Consider the following 20,969-nt stretch of genomic DNA (forward strand, 5'->3'; position numbering starts at 1 on the left):
GTATTATGGCAAGAAAAAACGATAAATACACTGTAAAAAAGTTTAACAAAATTTCTATAGGTTTATCTTCTCCAGAAGCGATTTTAGAAAAATCGAAAGGTGAAGTTTTAAAACCAGAAACAATAAATTACCGTACGCACAAACCAGAAAGAGATGGGTTGTTTTGTGAGCGAATTTTTGGTCCTATTAAGGATTATGAATGTGCCTGCGGAAAATACAAAAGAATACGTTACAAAGGAATTGTTTGTGACAGATGTGGTGTTGAAGTTACTGAGAAAAAAGTTCGTAGAGATAGAGTAGGACACATTAATTTAGTGGTTCCTGTTGCTCATATCTGGTATTTTAAATCATTACCTAACAAAATGGGTTACCTTTTAGGTTTACCTTCAAAAAAGTTAGATATGATTATTTACTATGAGCGTTATGTAGTAATTCAACCTGCTGGAGCAAAAAATGCAGAAGGAGAACCATTGCAAAAAATGGATTTCTTAACTGAAGAAGAATATTTAGATATTCTTGAAACGTTCCCAATTGAGAATCAATATTTAGACGATAGTGACCCTGAAAAGTTTATAGCTAAAATGGGTGCTGATTGTTTAATTGAATTATTTAAACGATTAGATTTAGATGATTTATCTTACTCATTACGTCACAAAGCAAATACTGAAACTTCAAAACAACGTAAAACAGAGGCGTTAAAACGTTTAAATGTTGTTGAATCTTTTAGAGATGCTGCAAAAAATAGAGAAAACAAACCAGAATGGATGATAATGAAAGTAATTCCGGTGACACCACCAGAATTACGTCCATTAGTACCATTAGATGGAGGTCGTTTCGCAACTTCAGATTTAAATGATTTATACCGAAGAGTAATTATTCGTAACAATCGTTTAAAAAGATTAATGGAGATTAAAGCTCCTGAAGTTATTTTACGTAATGAAAAACGTATGTTACAAGAATCAGTAGATTCATTATTTGATAACACTCGTAAATCTTCAGCAGTAAAAACTGAATCTAACAGACCATTAAAATCATTATCTGATTCGTTAAAAGGTAAACAAGGTCGTTTCCGTCAAAACTTATTAGGTAAGCGTGTTGATTATTCAGCTCGTTCGGTTATTGTTGTTGGACCAGAATTAAAATTATACGAATGTGGATTGCCAAAAGATATGGCAGCAGAATTATACAAACCTTTTGTAATTAGAAAACTAATTGAAAGAGGTATTGTTAAAACTGTAAAATCTGCAAAGAAAATTATAGATAAGAGAGAACCAGTTGTATGGGATATTTTAGAGAATGTTTTAAAAGGACATCCTGTAATGTTAAACCGTGCACCTACATTACACCGTTTAGGTATTCAAGCATTCCAACCAAAATTAATTGAAGGTAAAGCAATTCAATTACATCCATTAGTATGTACGGCATTCAACGCCGATTTTGATGGGGATCAAATGGCGGTTCACTTACCATTAGGACCTGAGGCTATTTTAGAGTGTCAGTTATTAATGTTAGCATCACATAGTATTTTAAATCCAGCAAATGGAGCTCCAATTACTGTACCTTCACAGGATATGGTACTTGGTTTATACTATATGACTAAAGAAAGAAAATCTACACCAGATTATAAAATTAAAGGTGAAGGTTTAACTTTTTATTCTCCAGAAGAAGTAAATATTGCTTTTAATGAACAAGCAGTTGACTTAAATGCAAGTATTAAAGTTAGAACAAAAGACTTTAATGAAGAAGGGGAGTTAGTTTACCAAATTATTCCAACAACAGTTGGTAGAGTTTTATTTAACGAGGTTGTTCCAGAAGCAGCAGGTTATGTAAATGAGGTATTGAATAAGAAATCATTAAGAGATATTATTGGTCACATTTTAAAAGTGACTGATGTACCTACTACGGGTAAATTCTTAGATGATATGAAAGGAATGGGATATAACTTCGCATTCAAAGGTGGATTATCATTTAGTTTAGGAGATATTATTATACCACCAGAAAAAGATACAATGATTGCTGAGGCAAACTCTCAAGTAGATGTTATTATGGCCAATTATAATATGGGTATGTTAACAAACAAAGAGCGTTACAATCAAGTAATTGATATTTGGGGATCTACAAATAACCGTTTGACTGAGTTATCAATGAAACGTTTAAGAGAAGATCAACAAGGGTTTAACTCTGTATTTATGATGCTAGATTCTGGTGCAAGGGGTTCTAAAGAACAAATTCGTCAGTTAACTGGTATGCGTGGATTAATGGCGAAACCTAAAAAATCAACTTCAGGTGGTGGAGAAATTATTGAGAATCCAATTCTTTCTAACTTTAAAGAAGGTTTATCAATTTTAGAATACTTTATTTCTACTCACGGTGCTCGTAAAGGTTTAGCAGATACGGCATTAAAAACAGCCGATGCAGGTTATTTAACTCGTCGTTTAGTAGATGTATCTCAAGATGTTATTGTAAATGAGTTTGATTGTGGTACTTTAAGAGGATTAAATGTACAAGCTTTAAAGAAGAACGACGAAGTTGTAGAATCTTTAAGTGAAAGAATTGAAGGTAGAACTTCTTTACACGATGTAATTGATCCAATTACAGAAGAGTTATTAGTTCATGCTGGAGAAGAAATTTCAGATGTAATAGCATCAAAAATTGAAAGTTCTGCAGTAGAAAGCGTAGAAGTACGTTCAGCATTAACTTGCGAAGCTAAGAAAGGTATTTGTGCTAAATGTTACGGTCAAAGTTTATCAACTCGTAACCCTGTTCAAATAGGTGAAGCTGTTGGTGTAATTGCGGCGCAATCAATTGGAGAACCTGGTACACAGTTAACATTAAGAACATTCCACGTTGGTGGGGTTGCAGGAAATATTTCAGAAGATAATAGTTTAACTACTAAATTTGCTGGTAAGGCAGTAATTGAAGAGTTACGTACTGTTAAAGGTGAAGATAATGATGGTAATGAAATAGATATCGTATTATCAAGAACATCTGAACTTAAAGTTATTGATGAAAAATCTGGATTAACGTTAAGTACTAGTAATATTCCTTATGGAGCTACAATATATGTTAAAGATGGTCAAAAACTTAAAGCAGGAGATGTAGTTTGTAAGTGGGATCCATTTAACGGTGTAATTGTTTCTGAATTTGGAGGTACTATTGAGTTCGAAAATATTGAATTAGGTATTAACTACTTAGTTGAAATTGATGAGCAAACTGGTTTCCAAGAAAAAGTAATTATAGAATCTAAAAACAAGAAGTTAATTCCAACTTTATTATTGAAAGATAATAATGGAGAAGTAATTAGATCTTATAACTTACCATTAGGAGCACACTTAATTGTAGATAATGGAGAGAAAATTTCTTCAGGTAAAATTATAGTGAAAATTCCACGTAAATCTGGTAAAGCAGGTGATATTACGGGAGGTTTACCAAGGGTAACTGAGTTGTTTGAAGCTCGTAACCCATCGAATCCAGCAGTTGTTTCTGCTATTGATGGTGTTGTTTCTTTTGGGAAAATTAAACGTGGTAATCGTGAAATTATAGTTGAGTCTAAATTAGGAGATATTAAAAAGTATTTAATTAAACTTTCTAATCAAATCTTAGTACAAGAGAACGACTTTATAAAAGCAGGTATGCCATTATCTGAAGGAGCAGTTACTCCTAACGATATATTAAATATTCAAGGTCCGGCTGCGGTTCAAGAGTATTTAGTTAATGAAATTCAAGAGGTATATAGATTACAAGGTGTAAAAATTAACGATAAGCATTTTGAAGTAGTTGTACGTCAAATGATGCGTAAAGTTAGAATTATTGATTCTGGAGATACATTATTCTTAGAAAACCAATTAGTTCATAAAAACGACTTTATTCAACACAATGATGACATTTACGGAATGAAAGTTGTAGAAAATGCTGGTGATTCTGAAGTATTGAAAGAAGGTCAAATGGTTTCTCCTCGTGAGTTAAGAGATGAAAACTCGGTATTACGTAGAGAAGATAAGGAGCTTGTTGTAGCTAGAGAAGCTGAACCAGCAACTGCAGAGCAAATATTACAAGGTATTACAAGAGCATCATTACAAACTAAATCGTTTATTTCTGCGGCTTCGTTCCAGGAAACAACGAAAGTATTAAATGAAGCTGCTGTAAGCGGTAAAGTAGATCATTTAGAAGGATTGAAAGAGAATGTAATTGTAGGTAAACGTATTCCTGCAGGTACAGGTATGAGACAGTACGACAATATTATTGTTGGAAGTCAGGATGAAATGGATGCTAGCTTGTAATTATGAGTGATCAAAAGACAAATAAAGAGGGGCAAATTAATATTGAATTAGATGAAAAGGTTGCCGAGGGAACTTACTCGAACTTAGCAATTATTAATCATTCAGTGTCTGAGTTTATTGTAGATTTTATAAATATTATGCCAGGGCAACCTAAGGCAAAAGTAAAGTCTAGAATAATATTAACTCCTCAACACGCCAAAAGGTTGGCAAAGGCTTTAGCAGAGAATGTTAAAAAATTTGAACAACATCATGGTGAGATAAAAGATTATGATCAACCACCAATTCCAATGAATTTTGGACCAACTGGTGAAGCATAAAATAAAAAAACGTCGAATAAAGTTCGACGTTTTTTTTTGCTTTTTAGTTAAGTCAATTATTTAGTTATTTATAGTTTTGAACCAGTATTAAACAAACATAAATAATGAATAATAAATTTAAATTATTGGCGGTACTTATTACTTTTAGTACTTCCGTTTTTAGTCAAAAAGATACAGTTAAGTTAAAAGAAGTTGTTGTTAAATCCAACCGAATTTCTTTACCAATTTCTGAAAACTCAAGAACAGTAACAATTATAACCGCAAAAGATATTGCAGCAAACCCAGCAAACAATGTAACAGATTTGCTTCAGAATGTTGCAGGTGTTGATATTAGAAGACGTGGTGTAGAAGGTATGCAATCAGACCTTTATATTAGAGGTGGAAATTTTGAGCAAACTTTGTTATTAATTGATGGTGTTAAAATGGATGATCCACAAACAGGACACCATACAATGAATGCAATTATTGATTTAGATAATATTGAAACAATAGAAATAGTTAAAGGACCTGCAGCACGTGTTTATGGACAAAATGCAATGGTAGGAGCAATAAATATTGTTACTAAAAAGATAAATAAAGATGCGTTAAAAGTTAAAGTAGGTTATGGGTCTTACGAAAATCAAAAAATATCAATTGGTTTTCAAGAAAAATTTAATGATAACAATGGCGTTTTAGCTCAAATAACTAAACAAAAGTCGGATGGTTATAGATCAAATTCCGATTTTGATAATTTATCAGCTTTTATTAAAGCAAACATTTCTAATTATAATTTAATAGCATCTTTTAGTAATAGAGAGTTTGGTGCAGAAAATTTTTATACTTCAAACCCTGCATTTACAGAATATGAAGAAACACAAACAAGTTTGTTGGCATTGGCTACTACATACAATGTAGGTTCTTTTAAAATTAAACCTCGTGTTTATTGGAGAAGAAATCAGGATATGTTTTTATTAAAAAGAGATGATCCTAGTTTTTATAGAAATTTTCATATTTCTAATAAAGCAGGTTTCGAAACAAACGCAGTTTTAAACTCTAGTTTAGGTAAAACAGGAATTGGTGTAGATGTTTCTAAAACATATTTATCTAGCAATAATTTAGGTGATAGAGATAGATTTACGTTTAATTCATTTTTAGAACATAGATTTGATAATCTTGAAAAGTTCGATGTTACTTTAGGAGTTGCAATTAGTTCTTATTCAGATTTTGACACACAATTTTTACCAGGGTTAGATATTGGTTATGATATTTCAGACAATTTAAAGATTTTTGGTAATATTGGTTATACGTATCGTGTACCAACTTATACAGATTTGTACTACTCAGACCCAGGAAATGAAGGAAACCCTGAATTAGAGCCTGAATCAGCTGTTTCTGAAGAGATTGGTGTTAAGTATTACTCAGATAGATTTAACTTTACAGTAGCTTTATTTAATAGAGATTCCGAAAACTTAATAGATTGGACTAAACAAAATGCTTCAGATAAGTGGAAAACACAAAATTTTAGTTCAGTTTCTACCAAAGGTTTTGAAACCTCTTTTGCTTACAATTTTAAGTTGAAAGATTTCAAACAAAATATTGAATTAAATTATAACTTTATTGATGATGTTATTAATGACACAGAAGCGTCTTTTACACGATATTCATTAAATAGTATGAAACATCAATTAAACTCGAGCATTACAACACAGTTTTTTAAAAACTTAAAACAAACTATTTCGTATAGATTTGTAGAGCGTACAAGTGGTAATACTTACAACTTAGTAGATGCTAAAATTGCTGCTCAAATTAACAAGTTTGAACTTTCATTTAGTGCAAATAATATTTTTAATACAGACTATGTTGAAGTTGGTTTAGTGCCAATGCCTAAAGGAAATGTAATGTTTGGTTTAAGTTATAAAGTGTATTAATCTAATTCTATAAATTAGATAAAAAAGTCTCAAAACTTTAGTTTTGAGGCTTTTTTTATATTTCGGTTTTAGAAATACTTTTATGTAAGTCATTAATTAGCATTAATGAAGCTGATCCGTACCATTCTTTTAATTCCATTTGTAAAGAGCCAGCTTTAATTGCAGGGTCTGTTTCAGTTAGTTTCTTGGCTTCATTTAAAGTTTTAACGTTAAAAATATAAATTCCGCGTAAGTCATCATTTCCAAAAAACGGACCAGCCAAAACTAGCTTTCCTTCATTAGCTAGTTTATTTATGTTTTCCATATGTCCTTTTTGTAGTTCAATTTTGGTAATTGAATCCTGATTTCTATTTGGTCCTCTTTTTAAAAAGGCAATAACATACTTTTTCATACCATAATCATCAGCACCAATTTTTTTAGCTAATTCAGCATTAAATTTTATTTCTGAAGTTTTTACCTCTTTAGGAAGTTGATTAACTGGTTGCTTACAACAAGATAATAAAATGGCAATAGCAATAAAAGTTATTGTAGTTTTCATAATAAAAAAGAGTTTTTACGAATATATAAAATATTAAAATCAAGATTTTGTAAAAATTACATTATATAAACGTTTGAAAAGTAATTATTTTATTGATATGGCAAAAAACAAAAGACTAAAACGTTTAAGAATTGTTAATAAATGATTATTTAGGTGTTATTTATGATAAAAGTGTAAAATATTTGTGTTTTATATTTTTTTTATTTGTATCTTTACTATGTAAAATTAAGAAGCTATAACAGTTATTATTTTTACGTAAACCAAAAAAACTTAGTATCAATTAAAGACATATTATCTATAAGAGTAAAAGAAATAAATTATAAATTGTTTGAATAATCAAAAAAGGCGATAGTTAGACTATCGCTTTTTTAGTATATGAAAATTATATTTCTCCTTTTAATCATTTGTAGTAGTATTCTAATCAAATGTTGTTAGTTAGATTATGTATAACTACTAATTTTAATCTTTACTAGAACTCTTCAATAAATGACTTTAAAATTTAAAACGCTATTTGTATTTGTTGTATTAATAAATACGGTAATAATTGCCCAAAATTTAACAATACCACCCAAAAATTATGTCGATTCTGTAAATGTAGAAAAATCGATAAAAAGAACTAACAATAAGTTTCCACTCTCTGATCAGTCAAATTCAAAAAAATGGAAATTATTAAAAAAACTTTCAGATGAGTTTTCAGGTAACAAATTAAATGAAACTCGTTGGTACCCTAACAATCCGAAATGGAAAGGAAGACCACCAACATATTTTCATGGCTCTAATGTTAGTATAGAAAATGATGAATTAGTTATAAGAGTTAATAAACATGATAATGAAGCTTTACCAAAAGATTTTACACATTCTACTGGTTTTATAAAAAGTAAGAACAAATTTTTATATGGATATTTTGAAGCTGAAGTAAAACTTATGGACGCACCTTGGGTTTCAGGTTTTTGGATGACAAATGTAAGTAAAGATTGGTGGACCGAGATTGATATTTGTGAAAACGCTCCAGGTTTGTATTATAACCGTCACGATTTAAATTCGAACATTCACGTTTTTAGAGCACCAAAGGATAAAGGCAACATAAAAAAGCATTTTTCAAGAACTAAAAAATATTATTTCCCAAAAGAATTACAAGCCGATTACCATGTATGGGGATTAGAATGGACTCCAGAGTTTATTCGTTTTTATATAGATGGTATATTATTTAGAGAAGCAAAAAATACACATTGGCATCAACCATTGGAAGTTAATTTTAATTGCGAGTCTAATAAATGGTTTGGCGCTCTTCCAGATGATAATCGATTAGATGGAGAATACCACGTAAAATATTTTAGAGCTTGGAAATTGAAGAAATAAAAATCAAATGCAAAATTTTATAAAATATATAGTATTACTTTTCTTAGTTGTTGGGTGTAAATCAATAACAGTTAATTCAACTACAACTTTTGTTGGTTCAACTAATAAAAATATAAATTATGAAGGCCGTTTAGCACATAACAAAAAAGCTTCAGAAATATATTGGTCTGGAACTTCAATAAAAATTAATTTTGAAGGAACTTCAGTTAAAGCAATTTTAGATGATGAAAACGGAAATAACTATTTTAATATTATAATTGACGGAACAAAATTTGAAACTTTAAAGCTAAATAAAGGTAAGCATACATATATTTTAGTTTCAAATTTACCAATAGGTAAGCACTCAATAGAACTTACAAAACGAAATGAATGGACATATGGAAAAACCTTGTTTTATGGTTTTGAAATTGAAGGGAAACTTCTAGATAAAGATCCTGAAAAAGAGTTGTTTTTTGAGTTTTATGGAGATTCTATAACTGCAGGGCACGGAAATGAAGATTATAGTGGTAATGATAAGCCAGATGGTAATGTAACTAATAATTACAATACATACGCTGCTAAAACTGCACGTGCATTTAATGCTGAATATAGTTGTATTGCTCGCGGTGGAATTGGAATTATGGTAAGTTGGTTTAATATGATTATGCCAGAGATGTATTACAGGTTAAATCCTAATAATGAAAATAGTAAATGGGATTTTACACAGAAAACACCTGATGTTGTAGTTGTAAACCTATTTCAAAATGATTCTTGGATAGTTAACAGACCTAAACATGAAGAATTTAAAAGAAGATTTGGAACAGAAAAGCCTTCAGAAGAAAAAATAATTAATGCATATGCTAACTTTTTAAAAAGCATTAGATCTAAATATCCTAAAACTCCAATTGTTTGTGTATTGGGTAATATGGATATCACTAAAGCAGGTTCAAAATGGCCTAGTTATGTGGAAAGTGCAGTAAAAAGTTTAAATGATAATGAAATTTATACTTGTTTTTCGGCCTATAAAAATTCAAAAGGGCACCCAAAGGTTGAAGAACATCAATTGATAGCCAATAAATTAATCGCTACAATAAAAAATAACATAATAAATTAATCAGCTAATTATATTTTAAATATGAAGTTAACTAGAAAGGTATTTATTGTTTTAAATCTATCATTACTAATGTTATTAATAGTTTCTTGTGGAGGCAATTCAGACTCTATAGATGATGAAATTGTTGTAATTATAGAAGAAGATGAAGAAGTTGTTGTGGTTGAAGAAGAGGAACAAGAACCAGAAGAAGCACCATGTACTTCAGGAAAAGCGTATGCAGAAAAAGAAGGTTTGGTAAATGTTGAGTTTGAGAGTTTAGAAGGTATCTCTGGTTGGAATATAAATTCTGATATTGAAGGGTATTTAGGAAGCGGATATATTGTATGGACAGGAGCGCAACATTTTGGAGATCCAGGTACGGCAATATTAGTATATCCAATAAAAATTACAACTCCAGGAACTTATAGGTTTATGTGGAGGTCAAGAATTACGAAAGGAAATAACGGTACGGAACATAACGATACTTGGTTGCGATTTGCTGACGCAAGTGATTTTTATGGAAAAAAAGGAGATCATATTGTATACCCAAAAGGAACTGGTAAAACACCAAACCCTAATGGATCTAGTAAAGATGGCTGGTTTAAAGTATATATGAATGGAGCAAATTCTTGGAAATGGGCATCGAACACAAGTGATAATGATGGACATGGAATTTATGTGAAATTTGATGAAGCTGGTGTTTATAATATGGAAATTTCAGTAAGATCATCACATCACGCCATAGATAGATTTGTTTTATATAAAAACGGTTATGGTATAGATAATGCTACAGATGAAAACGCAGTATTAAGTGAGTTAATTTGTAAATAAAGAACTAAAATTAAACTAATAAATAAATTAAAATGAGATTAATTAAATTGTTTGTTTTACTAGCGGTTATTTCTGTTAGTTGTAATAAAAAAGTAGAAGAAAAAAACAATAAAAAACCAAATGTTGTTCTAGTAATTACTGATGACCAAGGTTATGGAGACCTAGGTATTCACGGAAACAAAATTATTAAAACACCTAACATTGATGCTTTTCACGGGGAGAGTTATCATTTAACAGATTTTCACGTTGGTCCAACTTGCGCACCAACTCGTTCAGGATTAATGACAGGTAGATATGCAAATAGCGTAGGAGTTTGGCATACTGTTGGAGGATGGAGCTTACTTCGTGAGCAGGAGAAAACAATGGCAGATATGTTTACACAAGCAGGTTATAAAACCGGAGCTTTTGGTAAATGGCATTTAGGAGACAATTATCCGTTTAGAGCTCACGATAGAGGGTTTCAAGAAGCTGTTATGCATTACGGAGGTGGTGCTTATCAAACACCAGATTATTGGGGAAATACTTATTTTAATGATACATATTTCAAAAATGGAGAACCTACTAAATACGAAGGTTTTTGTACTGATGTTTTCTTTGATGAAGCAAAAAGCTTTATTAAAAAGAATAAAGACGAACCATTCTTCTGCTATATTTCAACAAATGCTCCTCACGGACCATACAATGTTCCGTTAGAGTATTACAATATGTACAAAGATATTGATGAAAACTTATTATCTGACACACAAAAACGTTTTTATGGTATGATTACCAATGTTGATGATAACTTTGGAGAATTACGTAAAACATTAAAAGAATTAAATATTGCTGATAATACAATTTTAATTTTTATGACTGATAATGGTACCGCTGCTGGTTATAGATATAATAAGCAAAAGAAAATTACTACAGGGTTTAATGCTGGAATGAGAGGTGCAAAAGGAAGTGCTTATGAAGGAGGACATAGAGTACCATTTTTTATCCATTGGAAAGATGGAGATATTACTGTTTCAAAAGATATTACTCAGTTAACTGCTAATTTAGATATTATGCCAACTTTGGCTGAATTATGTGGTATTGAGTTACCAAAAGATGGTATGCCAATTGCAGGAAAAAGTTTAGTGCCAATGTTTAAAAATCCTGAACTTAAAGATGATCGTATGTTGGTTACAGATTCTCAACGTTTACAAAAATTAGTGAAGTGGAGAAATTCTTCTGTTATGCAAAACAAATGGCGATTAATAAACGGTAAAGAATTGTACAATATTGAAAATGATAAAGGGCAAAAGAAAAATTTAGCAGAATCTAATCCTGAAAAGGTTAAGGAAATGCGCGATTTTTACGAAAAATGGTTTGAAGAAGTTTCAGTACAAGGAGACGAGGAAGTTTATATTCCTATTGGAACCAAATTTGAAAACCCTACAACATTAACTTCTCACGATTTACACTCAATGAAAGAGAAAGAATTTTATGCTTGGAATCAGATATATATTAGAAATGGAGCAGTTGCCGAAGGTTATTGGAGTATTAATGTTACTGAGCCAGGTGAATACGAATTTTCTTTGAGAAGATACCCAATTGAATCTGGATTAAAAATTAATGCAACTACACCAAAAATAACTCCAGAAGATGTTCCTGGTTTAGAAAAAACAATTCCTGAAGGAAAGAATCTAGATTTTGCTAAAGCAGCAATAAGTATTCAAGGAATTGATAAAGATGTAAAGTTTGAAGAAAATGCTAAATCTGTTGAGTTTACTTTAAATTTACAAAAAGGAAATACGAAGCTTGAAGCAAGTTTTTTCAATAAAAAAGGAGAAAAAAATACAGCTTATTATGTGTATGTAACTAAGAAGTAATAATTAAATTAATATAAAAAAAAGCGAGTGTACTTTAATTACACTCGCTTTTTTATTTAATAAAATTTAAACCAATCTATAGTAAGTTCAGATTTAGACTTCTTTTTAAAGGTTAAATATAAGGCATGTTTACCTTTTTTAATATTCTTTAACTTACGTTTCGAAATGTTATAAGCTACATTTTTTGAAGAAGAAATTTCAACTTTACCAATTAGTTTACCTTTTGCATTATCTAATCTAATTTCTATAATCCCTTCGGAATTTGGACTTGTTTTAACTTCAATTCCAGTTGTTTTATTATCAAAAGAAAGGTATTTGTAAATAGCAGTATCGTTATTATTAATTTTCGTTAAACCTTCTGAAATTAAATCTTTGTTATCAATAGTCGCAATTCTAATATTTCCAGATAAACCACAAGCCCACTCAGCTTCAATTCTTTCTTTTGAATTTAAAGGATCTCCTGCACCTTGTGAAGTCATTTCTACTTCATCAATTGTTCCATCTTCATTAAAATAAATAGGTTCGATGCAAGCTTTTCTAAATTTTTGAGAATTGTTTGTTGAACGATGATAAAAAACATACCACTGATCTTTAAATTTTTCAATAGAACCATGATTGTTCCAGCTTGAAGGGTCACAATCAACATTGTCAATAATTACTCCCTTATATTCAAAAGGTCCCATTGGGTTATTTCCAATAGCATAACCTAAACAAGTTGGTCTGTTTTCTCTACTATCATCAGCAAAAACTAAATAATATAATTCTCCAATTTTTCTAATAGACGAGCCTTCATGGAAAGCAATATTTCCCTCTTTGTCTAAAGGATAAGTTATAGTTGATTTGTCAATTTCAACCATATTCGATTTTAGTTTTGCAACCATAGGTTTTCCTTGTCCCCAATAATAATATGCTTGTCCATCATCATCAATTAAAACGGCAGGGTCAATACTATAAGCTCCTTTTATTTGTTTACCATTTGTAAAAGGTCCATTTGGGTTTTTACTCGTAGCAACACCTTCAGTTTTTGGTTTGCCAGGAGAGCAGAAATACAAATAATAGGTTCCGTTTTTATAAGCGGCATCTGGAGCAAATAATAAATTATCGTGAAAATTTACTTGGTCATTTTTACCTTTTGAAGAAAAAGCATTTTCGGTAATATCCCAATTTTTTAAATCTGATGAACTTAATACGTGATGTGTATATGAACACCAATAATCATCACTTTCATCACGCGAGCCATAAATATATAACTTGCCATCTTCCCAAACATGAGCCTCAGGATCTGCAATATACATTCCGGGAGGAGTAATTGGGTTTTGTGCTGTTACTGAGAGCGATACAATAAACAGTATAAGTGCTATTTTTTTCATTTTCTATTATTTTATTTTAAAAGATTCTTTTAAACCTTTATTAGAATTTGGAGCAATCCAAACATTAAATTGTCCACTTTCAACAACAGGATTCAATTCTTGGTTTAGTACCAATAAATCTTTAGTATTAATGGTAAATTTAACCGTTTTAGACTCTTTAGCTTTAAGTTTTAATTTTTTAAACCCTTTTAATTCTTTTACCGGTCTTGTGGTTGAGCCTACAACATCTTGAATGTATAATTGAACAATTTCAGTTCCATTAACATTACTTGTATTGGTAATAGTTGCTGAAACTGTAATCGATTCATTTTTTGAAATTTCTTTATTTGAAATTTTAATATTTTGGTATTCAAAAGTTGAGTAATTTAAGCCATACCCAAAAGGGTATAAAGGTTCACAAGACTCTTTAGTATAAAAATCATATTTTGGTCTTCCGCTATTTCTATCATTATAAAAAACAGGAATATGACCTATTGCAGCAGGAAAACTTGTGGTTAATTTTGCTGAAGGATTTACGTTTCCGTAGATAATATCGGCTAGGGCATTTCCTGTTTCAGTTCCCGGATGCCAAGCAATTAATATAGCATCAGAACTTTCTTTTTCAGAAGTTAAATTTAAAGGTCTTCCATTAAAAATAACCGTAATAATTGGTTTTTTGTGCTTTTTTAATGCTGAAATAAATTTACTTTGATTGTTAGGTAATTCAATATTTGATCTGCTATGATTTTCACCAAAAGTGTTGTGTTTTTCACCTACACAGGCAATAATAATATCAGTTTTGTTATTTATTTTATCTAAAACCTGAATGTTATCAGGAGCATTTTTTAAAAGACCTATGTAAGGGTTTATAACATCATTTGGAGAACTATTAGATTTCCACCAACCATTTAAATTTTGTTCTTTTGAAAACAATCCAACTACTGAAATAGTCAACGGTTTATTTTTTATAGGTAAAATATTGTTTTTGTTTTCAAGTAAAACCATAGTTTCACTTGCTAATTTTCTTGCAAATAATTTATGTTCTTTGGTTAAAACATCTTTTTTGCTTCTATTTTCATTAACATAAGGAGTTTTAAATAAACCTTTTTTTAGCTTTACATATAAAACTCTTTTTACGGCATCATTTAAAATATTGATATCAATTTTTTCTTCAGAAAGCTTTTTAAATGTGTTACTCTTCATTTCAATATCAATTCCAGCATTGATAGCTTTGTAAGCAGCTTCAGTAGAATCAGTAGCGTAACCGTGATAAATTAATTGTTCAACGGCATCCCAATCACTAATTACAAAACCAGAAAATTGCCACTTGTTTTTTAGAATATGCTTTAGTGTTTCTTTGTTTGCACTTGCCGGAATTCCATTAATATCGTTAAACGAACTCATTACGGTTAAAGCACCAGCATCAACACAAGCTTTAAATGGAGGTAAATAGGTTTCATGCAATGTTCTTTTTGAAATTTCGGTATATTGATAATCTCTTCCGCCAATTGAAGCTCCATAACCGACATAATGTTTTAAACAAGAAACAAGTTTATTTGGTTGGGAAACATCTTTACCTTGAAAACCTTTTACGGCAGCTACTCCAAATTGTGAGTTTAAAAAAGTGTCTTCACCATAAGATTCAGCAATTCTTCCCCATCTTGCATCCCTTGAAACATCAATCATTGGAGCAAAAGTCCAATCGATTCCTAAAGTTGTAGCCTCTTTAGCAGCAATTGAAGCAGCTTTTTTTACGGCTAATGTATCCCAAGAACAAGATTGTGCTAGGTTAATAGGGAACATTGTTTTATAACCGTGAATTACATCTTGACCAAAGATAATTGGAATTCCAGATTTTGAGTCTTCTACTGCTATTTTTTGAAGTTCATTTCTTATCGAAGCATTTGTAATTACTTTTAAATTTACCAAAATAGAACCTACTTCACCATTTTTAATTTCAGTTTTTAAATCATCATCAATTTTTGTGATAATTCTTTGTTGAAGCTGACCAATTTTTTGTTTAAAAGTCAAAGTTTTGAGTATACTATCGGCTTGTGAATGGATAATATCATCTGAAGAGTTTATCTTTTTAGTTTTATTGCAAGCATTGAAAGTAACAATCGAAATTAGGATTATAAAAATATTTTTGAAATTCATTCTTAATTATTTTGAGATTTTTAAACGTACTTTTTTATCTAAAATACGTGGAGCTTCGTAGTGTTCAAAACTATGTTTTATAGCTGAGCTTAATTTTCTGTTATGTTCTATATCTTTTAAATAAAGCGGAAAAGCTTTTTGGTTTATTGCTTCACTTTTTTCTTTTTTTGTTGGCAGGAAGTTAGTGCTAGAAGAGCAATAAAAATAATTAAAATATGTTTCATTGTTTGTTGTGATTTTCACTTTGACTAAATTGGAATATTTTTTAGGTTTATTTTTTCAAAAGCTTAGATTTAAATGAAAATTTAAAATTTTATTTTAACTCCCAAATAACTTTGTGGGCTACTATTTCTTTTTGGATTTTACCTTTAACCTCAATAATGTTTTTACCTTTAGTTAAGTTGATATTCTCAAAAATAATAGTATTTAAATCTGCTGTTTGTTTTAAAGAGCGCACCTTTTTACCATTTAGATAAAGTGTTACTTTATTAATATTGGTAAAAATTTTCACATTGGTTTTTGAAGAGGTTCTTATGTTGTTTCGTTGTTCAGCAATGTAAAGCATCGGTTCTTTATTCCAATTAGCTTTGTAGAAATAGAAAGCATCTTTTTTAATTGCTCTATCAAACGTAACTAAACCTTTATGATTTAAATTTTGAATTCCACCACGGTTCCATCCTGCAACCGAAAAGTCGAACATATTCCAAATGTAGGAGCTCCAAACAAAAGGTCTATCTTTTATAATTTTCCATGTTACTTCGTGGTAGTTGGTTTGAACACTTTCAGGAAAATAATTTCCAATTGGTTTTTCCAATTTAGCTACATCTTGCTGGTAAATATTTCCACCAACACCATATTCGCTAATTCCTAATTCAATTTCAGGATATTCTTTTCGAGCATTATCTAACCATTTGCCCATATCTTCATATTCTCCGTAGTACCAACCAAAATATTTATTCCAAGCTTGTAGATCAGAAATGTTTCCCATATTAGAAATCATTCCACGATCACTTGCAGAAGCCGTTAATCTAGTTTTGTCTAAACTATGCGCTAATTTATTTAAATCTTGAGTAAGTAAAACTGGAGGTGCATTTTTACCTTTCCAAGCTCTAACTTCATTCCACAATCCCCAAACATAGATACTAGGGTGATTGTAATTTTGAAGGATTAATTCTCTTAATTGTTGTTTAGCATTTCCTTGTTCTCTACCGCTATAATCGTGAACAAAAGGAATTTCAGCCCAAACCAATAACCCTTTTTTATCAGCTAATTGATATTGTAAATCTGAATGTTGATAATGAGACATTCTAATACTAGTTGCTCCCATTTCATCAATTAAATCTATATCTTTTTGATGTTGTTCATTAGATAATGCTGGCCCGTTGTCTTTCCATTCTTGATGAATTGCTACACCATTAAGTCTATAGGGTTTATCATTTAAAAAGAATCCTTTTTCTGGATCTACTTTGAAGGTTCTTAAGCCAAAAGCTTGAATAACTTTATCAATTTTTCCGTAGTGGTTTAATTCAACTTCAAGTTTATATAAATATGGATTCATTTTACCATTCCATAAAATTGGGTTTTCAATTTCAAGTTTTTGAGAAACAATTTGTTCCTTTTCTGAAAATGAAACTAGTTGATTTTTTGAGATGATTAAGTTGTTTTCTCTATCAAATACCTTATACGATAAAGTTGAAGGTTTATTTTTAGTTGAAGATGAAACATGAATTTTTATTTCTAAGGTTGCTAATTGACTAGATAGCTCTTGTTGTTCAATAAAAATACCAGGAGAAGCATAATAATTTGGTGAAATGTTTTGCTTTGGTGTTGAAAATATTTGAACTGGACGATAAATTCCTCCATAATGATTAAACAATTTATCATCTACAGGAATTCTTTTAAAGTTAGGTTCATTGGTAACTTTTACAGCAATTAAATTTTTTTTATTAAATTCTACTACATCTGTGATTTCATAAATAAAGGCAGAATATCCACCAATGTGTTTTCCTAAGCTTTTTTCATTTAAATAAACTTGAGCTTCTTGACCAACACCTTCAAAACGAATAAAAATTCGTTCATTTTTCATTGATTGAGGAACGTCAATAGATGTTCTGTACCAAGCTTCACCTTTGTAATATCCAGTTTTTTCTATGGCATCCATAGAGTAGGTATGAGGAACTTTTACATTACCCCAAGAATTAGTATTGTAATCCTTTTTTTGAGCATTGTACCAAATTCCTTTTTTAAATTTCCAATCGGTTAAATTTATATTAGTTCTTGTTGTTATGTGGTTTACTTGAGAATAAATGGTTGCTTTTAATTGAATAAAGACAAAACAAACAACCAATATAATTTTTTGATACATACACCATATTTATTTTGTATCAAAAATACTTCTTAATCTAGATATAAATGTTATAGAAGTTTATTTTATTGCAACAAATGTTTTTCTTTTGTTATACGGTTGTATTTTTAATTTATTATTCAAATTTAATCCAATCTACATTCATTAAATAATTATCACCACCTTCAAAAACCAGTTTAATGTTTTTAATACCTGAAATTTCACCACTTATAGTTCCTTCAAATTCTTTCCAGTTGTTCCAATTTCCTGTATTTGTAACTTTTACTGTTGAAACTAAATAATTTCCAACATACACTTTAATATTTCCACCTTGTAATCCAGAAGATGCCCTAATGCTTAACTTTTTAGGGCTGTTTTTACCAAAGTCTACAGAATTGTATGTTACAAAAGATCCGTTTTTAATATAATCTAATTGCCAACCAACTACGTTGTTATCTTTTAATCTACTTACTTTTAAATTGTGTGAAGTTGAAAATCTATCAATTTGAACTAGTTTATCTGCTTTGGTAATTCCAATACCTCTTAAAGTTGCTTTCTTTTTAAGAATTTTTCCATTGTTGTCAAAAAATAAGCTGTCTGCTCTCATAGAACGTAAATGTTGGTTTTTTGAAATATCGTGGTGATGATAAAAAATGAACCATTGATTTTTATATTCAACTATTGAATGATGGTTAGTCCAAATACCATCTTTGAAACGATCCATAATTATTCCTTGATATTCAAAAGGACCCATTGGGTTTTTTCCGGTTGCGTATCCTATTTCTTCTGAACCAGATTGGTCGTGTGGAAAAGTAAAATAGTAAACACCATCTTTTTTAAACATAAAAGAACCTTCTTTATAACCATCAGGTAATGTTTCTATAACTTTTGGTTTACCTTTAATAGATTTCATATCTGCATTTAATTCTGCAACTCTAAGAGTTTTTCCACCTCCGTAATATAAATAAGCTCTTCCATCATCATCAATTAATACGTTAGGGTCAATACCATCTACACCTTTTATATAATCATTTTCTAATAAATAAGGACCTTCTGGATCATTTGCAGTTGCAACACCAACTCTTCTAAAAGCAGATTTATCTGTTGGTGGAGCAGGGTAGTAATAGTAATAAACTCCATCTTTTTCAACACAATCCGGAGCCCACATTCCAAAACCATCTTTTTTCCCCCAAGGCACTTCAGTTTGGTCAATAATTTTTCCATGGTCTTCCCAAGTTGTTAAATCTTCCGTAGAAAAAGCGTGGTAATAGGGCATACAAAAACCATTTTCACCTTTACCATCTTCACAAACAATATCTGATGAAGGAAATACATACAGTTTTCCGTTAAATACTCTTGCCGTTGGATCGGCAGTGTACATATGTGTAACCAAAGGGTTTTGTGCAGTTAATTGTAAGCCAGAAAATAATAGACTTACAGTAAAAAGGAATAATTGTTTTTTCATTATTAAAAAATTTTGAATTGAATAGTATTGTTGATTGTTTAATATCTTTTAAATGTATTTGCTTATGTAAAACTTAATGTTTGATAAAGTTAATTGAAAACCTATGCTAGTGTTTGAACTATTGAATGATTATAAGTAACAAATGAATTAAACTATAATTTTAATCATAATTTACAAGTTAAGCGTTAATATTGATTTGCTTTAACGGAATAAATCATATGTTACCTAAAATAAAATAATACTTATAATATTAGAGTTCTTTAAAGAAATACAATCGATTGTATTTTTTAATATATTTGCTATAAACTAATTTCAATCATTATGAAAATTTACAAGTATACTTTAATAATATTATTAATAGTTGTTTCAATACCTTCTGAAGCACAAACCATAAAACCGAAACAAGTTAAAAAAGAAATGAAGAGTGTTGCCAATTGGCAAATTGAACATTTTAGAGAAACTTATAGTGGAAGAAAAAAACCGCACCATATTGCCGCTTGGACAAACGGAGCGTTATATGTAGGTATGGTTAAACTTGCTCAAATGAAAGGAGGAAAGAAGTATTATAAATGGTTGAAATCAATAGGTGAAGAACAAAAGTGGAAATTGCACCATAGAAAATATCATGCAGATGACCATACCATTGGTCAGATGTATTTCGAATTGTATAGAAAGTATGGGGAGAAATATATGATTAAACCAACAATAGAAAGCTTTGATTATATTTTAGAGAATCCAAGTAAAGAACCTATTACACTGGATAAATATAAACATTTGGAAAGGTGGACTTGGTGCGATGCATTATTTATGGCACCACCAGTTTTAGCTAAACTAACTAAAGAAACTGGAGATAAAAAGTATACCAAATTTATGATGAAAGAGTTCGAAGCAACTCGTAATCATTTATATGATGCTGATGAAGATCTATTTTATAGAGATAATAGTTATATAGGTAAATTAGATAACAAAAAAAAGATATTTTGGTCTCGTGGAAATGGTTGGGTGTTTGGAGGCTTAACTTTAATTATGGATGAGTATGAGCCAGGTTCTAAAGAGTATGAATATTTTAAAAATATTTACTTGAAAATGGCAAAAAAGCTAATTGAAATTCAAACTCCAAAAGGGCATTGGGCAATGAGTTTGTTGAATCAAGATAAATATCCTACTCCAGAAACTAGCGGTACATCGTTTTTTACATTTGGTTTGGCTTGGGGCATAAATAAAGGATTGTTAGATAAAGAAGTTTATCAACCTCACGTAGAAAAAGCTTGGAATGCATTAGTAAGTTATGTTACCAAAGATGGAATGTTAGGTTACGTGCAACCAATAGGAGCTGCACCTGGAAAAGCTTGGGCAGACAAAACTGAAGTTTATGGTACGGGTGCATTTTTAGCTGCTGGTTCTGAGGTTTATAAAATGGTAAAGAAGAAATAAAATAGCATATAATTAACAATTTTTTAAAAGCTGAATATATAATCATATTCAGCTTTTTTTATG

14 protein-coding genes are annotated in these 20,969 nt (G+C 30.2%); 8 read left to right on the top strand and 6 right to left on the bottom strand.

What is annotated here, in order from left to right:
• The first annotated feature begins 5 nt into the window (after positions 1-5).
• The 3 genes from rpoC (at position 6) to BLU40_RS09150 (ending at position 6,504) form a co-directional block, all read left to right on the top strand.
• Positions 6-4,280, top strand: coding sequence for a DNA-directed RNA polymerase subunit beta' (gene rpoC, locus BLU40_RS09140; RefSeq protein ID WP_090122628.1), 4,275 nt, complete (start codon positions 6-8; stop codon positions 4,278-4,280).
• Between the two features lie 2 nt (positions 4,281-4,282).
• Complete coding sequence (locus BLU40_RS09145; protein WP_090122630.1) at positions 4,283-4,597, top strand: DUF3467 domain-containing protein; 315 nt, start codon at positions 4,283-4,285, stop codon at positions 4,595-4,597.
• Between the two features lie 104 nt (positions 4,598-4,701).
• Entirely contained in the window at positions 4,702-6,504 is a 1,803-nt protein-coding gene (locus BLU40_RS09150) for a TonB-dependent receptor plug domain-containing protein (protein WP_090122632.1), read from the top strand.
• Positions 6,505-6,559: 55 nt separating this feature from the next.
• Here the strand turns inward: BLU40_RS09150 and BLU40_RS09155 are convergent, their stop codons facing one another.
• Positions 6,560-7,042, bottom strand: a complete 483-nt coding sequence (locus tag BLU40_RS09155) for a YciI family protein (RefSeq protein WP_090122634.1) — start codon at positions 7,040-7,042, stop codon at positions 6,560-6,562.
• Positions 7,043-7,528: 486 nt separating this feature from the next.
• Here BLU40_RS09155 and BLU40_RS09160 point away from each other — a divergent pair, with 486 nt between their 5' ends.
• From BLU40_RS09160 to BLU40_RS09175, 4 genes are read left to right on the top strand one after another with little or no spacing between them, the layout of a single operon-like run.
• A complete protein-coding gene (locus BLU40_RS09160; RefSeq protein ID WP_090122636.1) occupies positions 7,529-8,401 on the top strand; it encodes a family 16 glycosylhydrolase in 873 nt (290 codons plus the stop codon).
• A 7-nt stretch (positions 8,402-8,408) separates the two neighbouring features.
• The gene (locus BLU40_RS09165; protein WP_090122638.1) at positions 8,409-9,494 is read left to right on the top strand and encodes an SGNH/GDSL hydrolase family protein; all 1,086 of its coding nucleotides are present in this window, start codon (positions 8,409-8,411) and stop codon (positions 9,492-9,494) included.
• A 21-nt stretch (positions 9,495-9,515) separates the two neighbouring features.
• A complete protein-coding gene (locus BLU40_RS09170; RefSeq protein ID WP_090122640.1) occupies positions 9,516-10,304 on the top strand; it encodes a hypothetical protein in 789 nt (262 codons plus the stop codon).
• A gap of 32 nt (positions 10,305-10,336) precedes the next feature.
• A complete protein-coding gene (locus BLU40_RS09175) occupies positions 10,337-12,157 on the top strand; it encodes an arylsulfatase (RefSeq protein WP_090122641.1) in 1,821 nt (606 codons plus the stop codon).
• Positions 12,158-12,213: 56 nt separating this feature from the next.
• Here the strand turns inward: BLU40_RS09175 and BLU40_RS09180 are convergent, their stop codons facing one another.
• From BLU40_RS09180 to BLU40_RS09200, 5 genes are all read right to left on the bottom strand, one after another.
• Positions 12,214-13,527, bottom strand: coding sequence for a family 43 glycosylhydrolase (locus tag BLU40_RS09180; RefSeq protein WP_090122643.1), 1,314 nt, complete (start codon positions 13,525-13,527; stop codon positions 12,214-12,216).
• 6 nt (positions 13,528-13,533) lie between these two features.
• Positions 13,534-15,537, bottom strand: a complete 2,004-nt coding sequence (locus BLU40_RS09185) for a glycoside hydrolase family 3 N-terminal domain-containing protein (protein WP_175454763.1) — start codon at positions 15,535-15,537, stop codon at positions 13,534-13,536.
• 132 nt (positions 15,538-15,669) lie between these two features.
• Positions 15,670-15,906, bottom strand: coding sequence for a hypothetical protein (locus BLU40_RS17895; protein WP_090122646.1), 237 nt, complete (start codon positions 15,904-15,906; stop codon positions 15,670-15,672).
• A gap of 70 nt (positions 15,907-15,976) precedes the next feature.
• On the bottom strand, positions 15,977-18,028 hold the full coding sequence (locus BLU40_RS09195; RefSeq protein ID WP_090122648.1) for a glycoside hydrolase family 2 TIM barrel-domain containing protein: 2,052 nt from the start codon (positions 18,026-18,028) through the stop codon (positions 15,977-15,979).
• Between the two features lie 115 nt (positions 18,029-18,143).
• On the bottom strand, positions 18,144-19,472 hold the full coding sequence (locus tag BLU40_RS09200) for a family 43 glycosylhydrolase (protein ID WP_090122650.1): 1,329 nt from the start codon (positions 19,470-19,472) through the stop codon (positions 18,144-18,146).
• A 321-nt stretch (positions 19,473-19,793) separates the two neighbouring features.
• On the opposite strand from BLU40_RS09200, the gene BLU40_RS09205 reads away from it, so the two are divergent.
• Complete coding sequence (locus tag BLU40_RS09205; RefSeq protein ID WP_090122652.1) at positions 19,794-20,906, top strand: glycoside hydrolase family 88/105 protein; 1,113 nt, start codon at positions 19,794-19,796, stop codon at positions 20,904-20,906.
• Positions 20,907-20,969 lie beyond the last annotated feature (63 nt).

The sequence above is a fragment of the Lutibacter oricola genome (assembly GCF_900106565.1).
In the GTDB taxonomy this organism is placed as follows: Bacteria; Bacteroidota; Bacteroidia; order Flavobacteriales; family Flavobacteriaceae; genus Lutibacter; species Lutibacter oricola.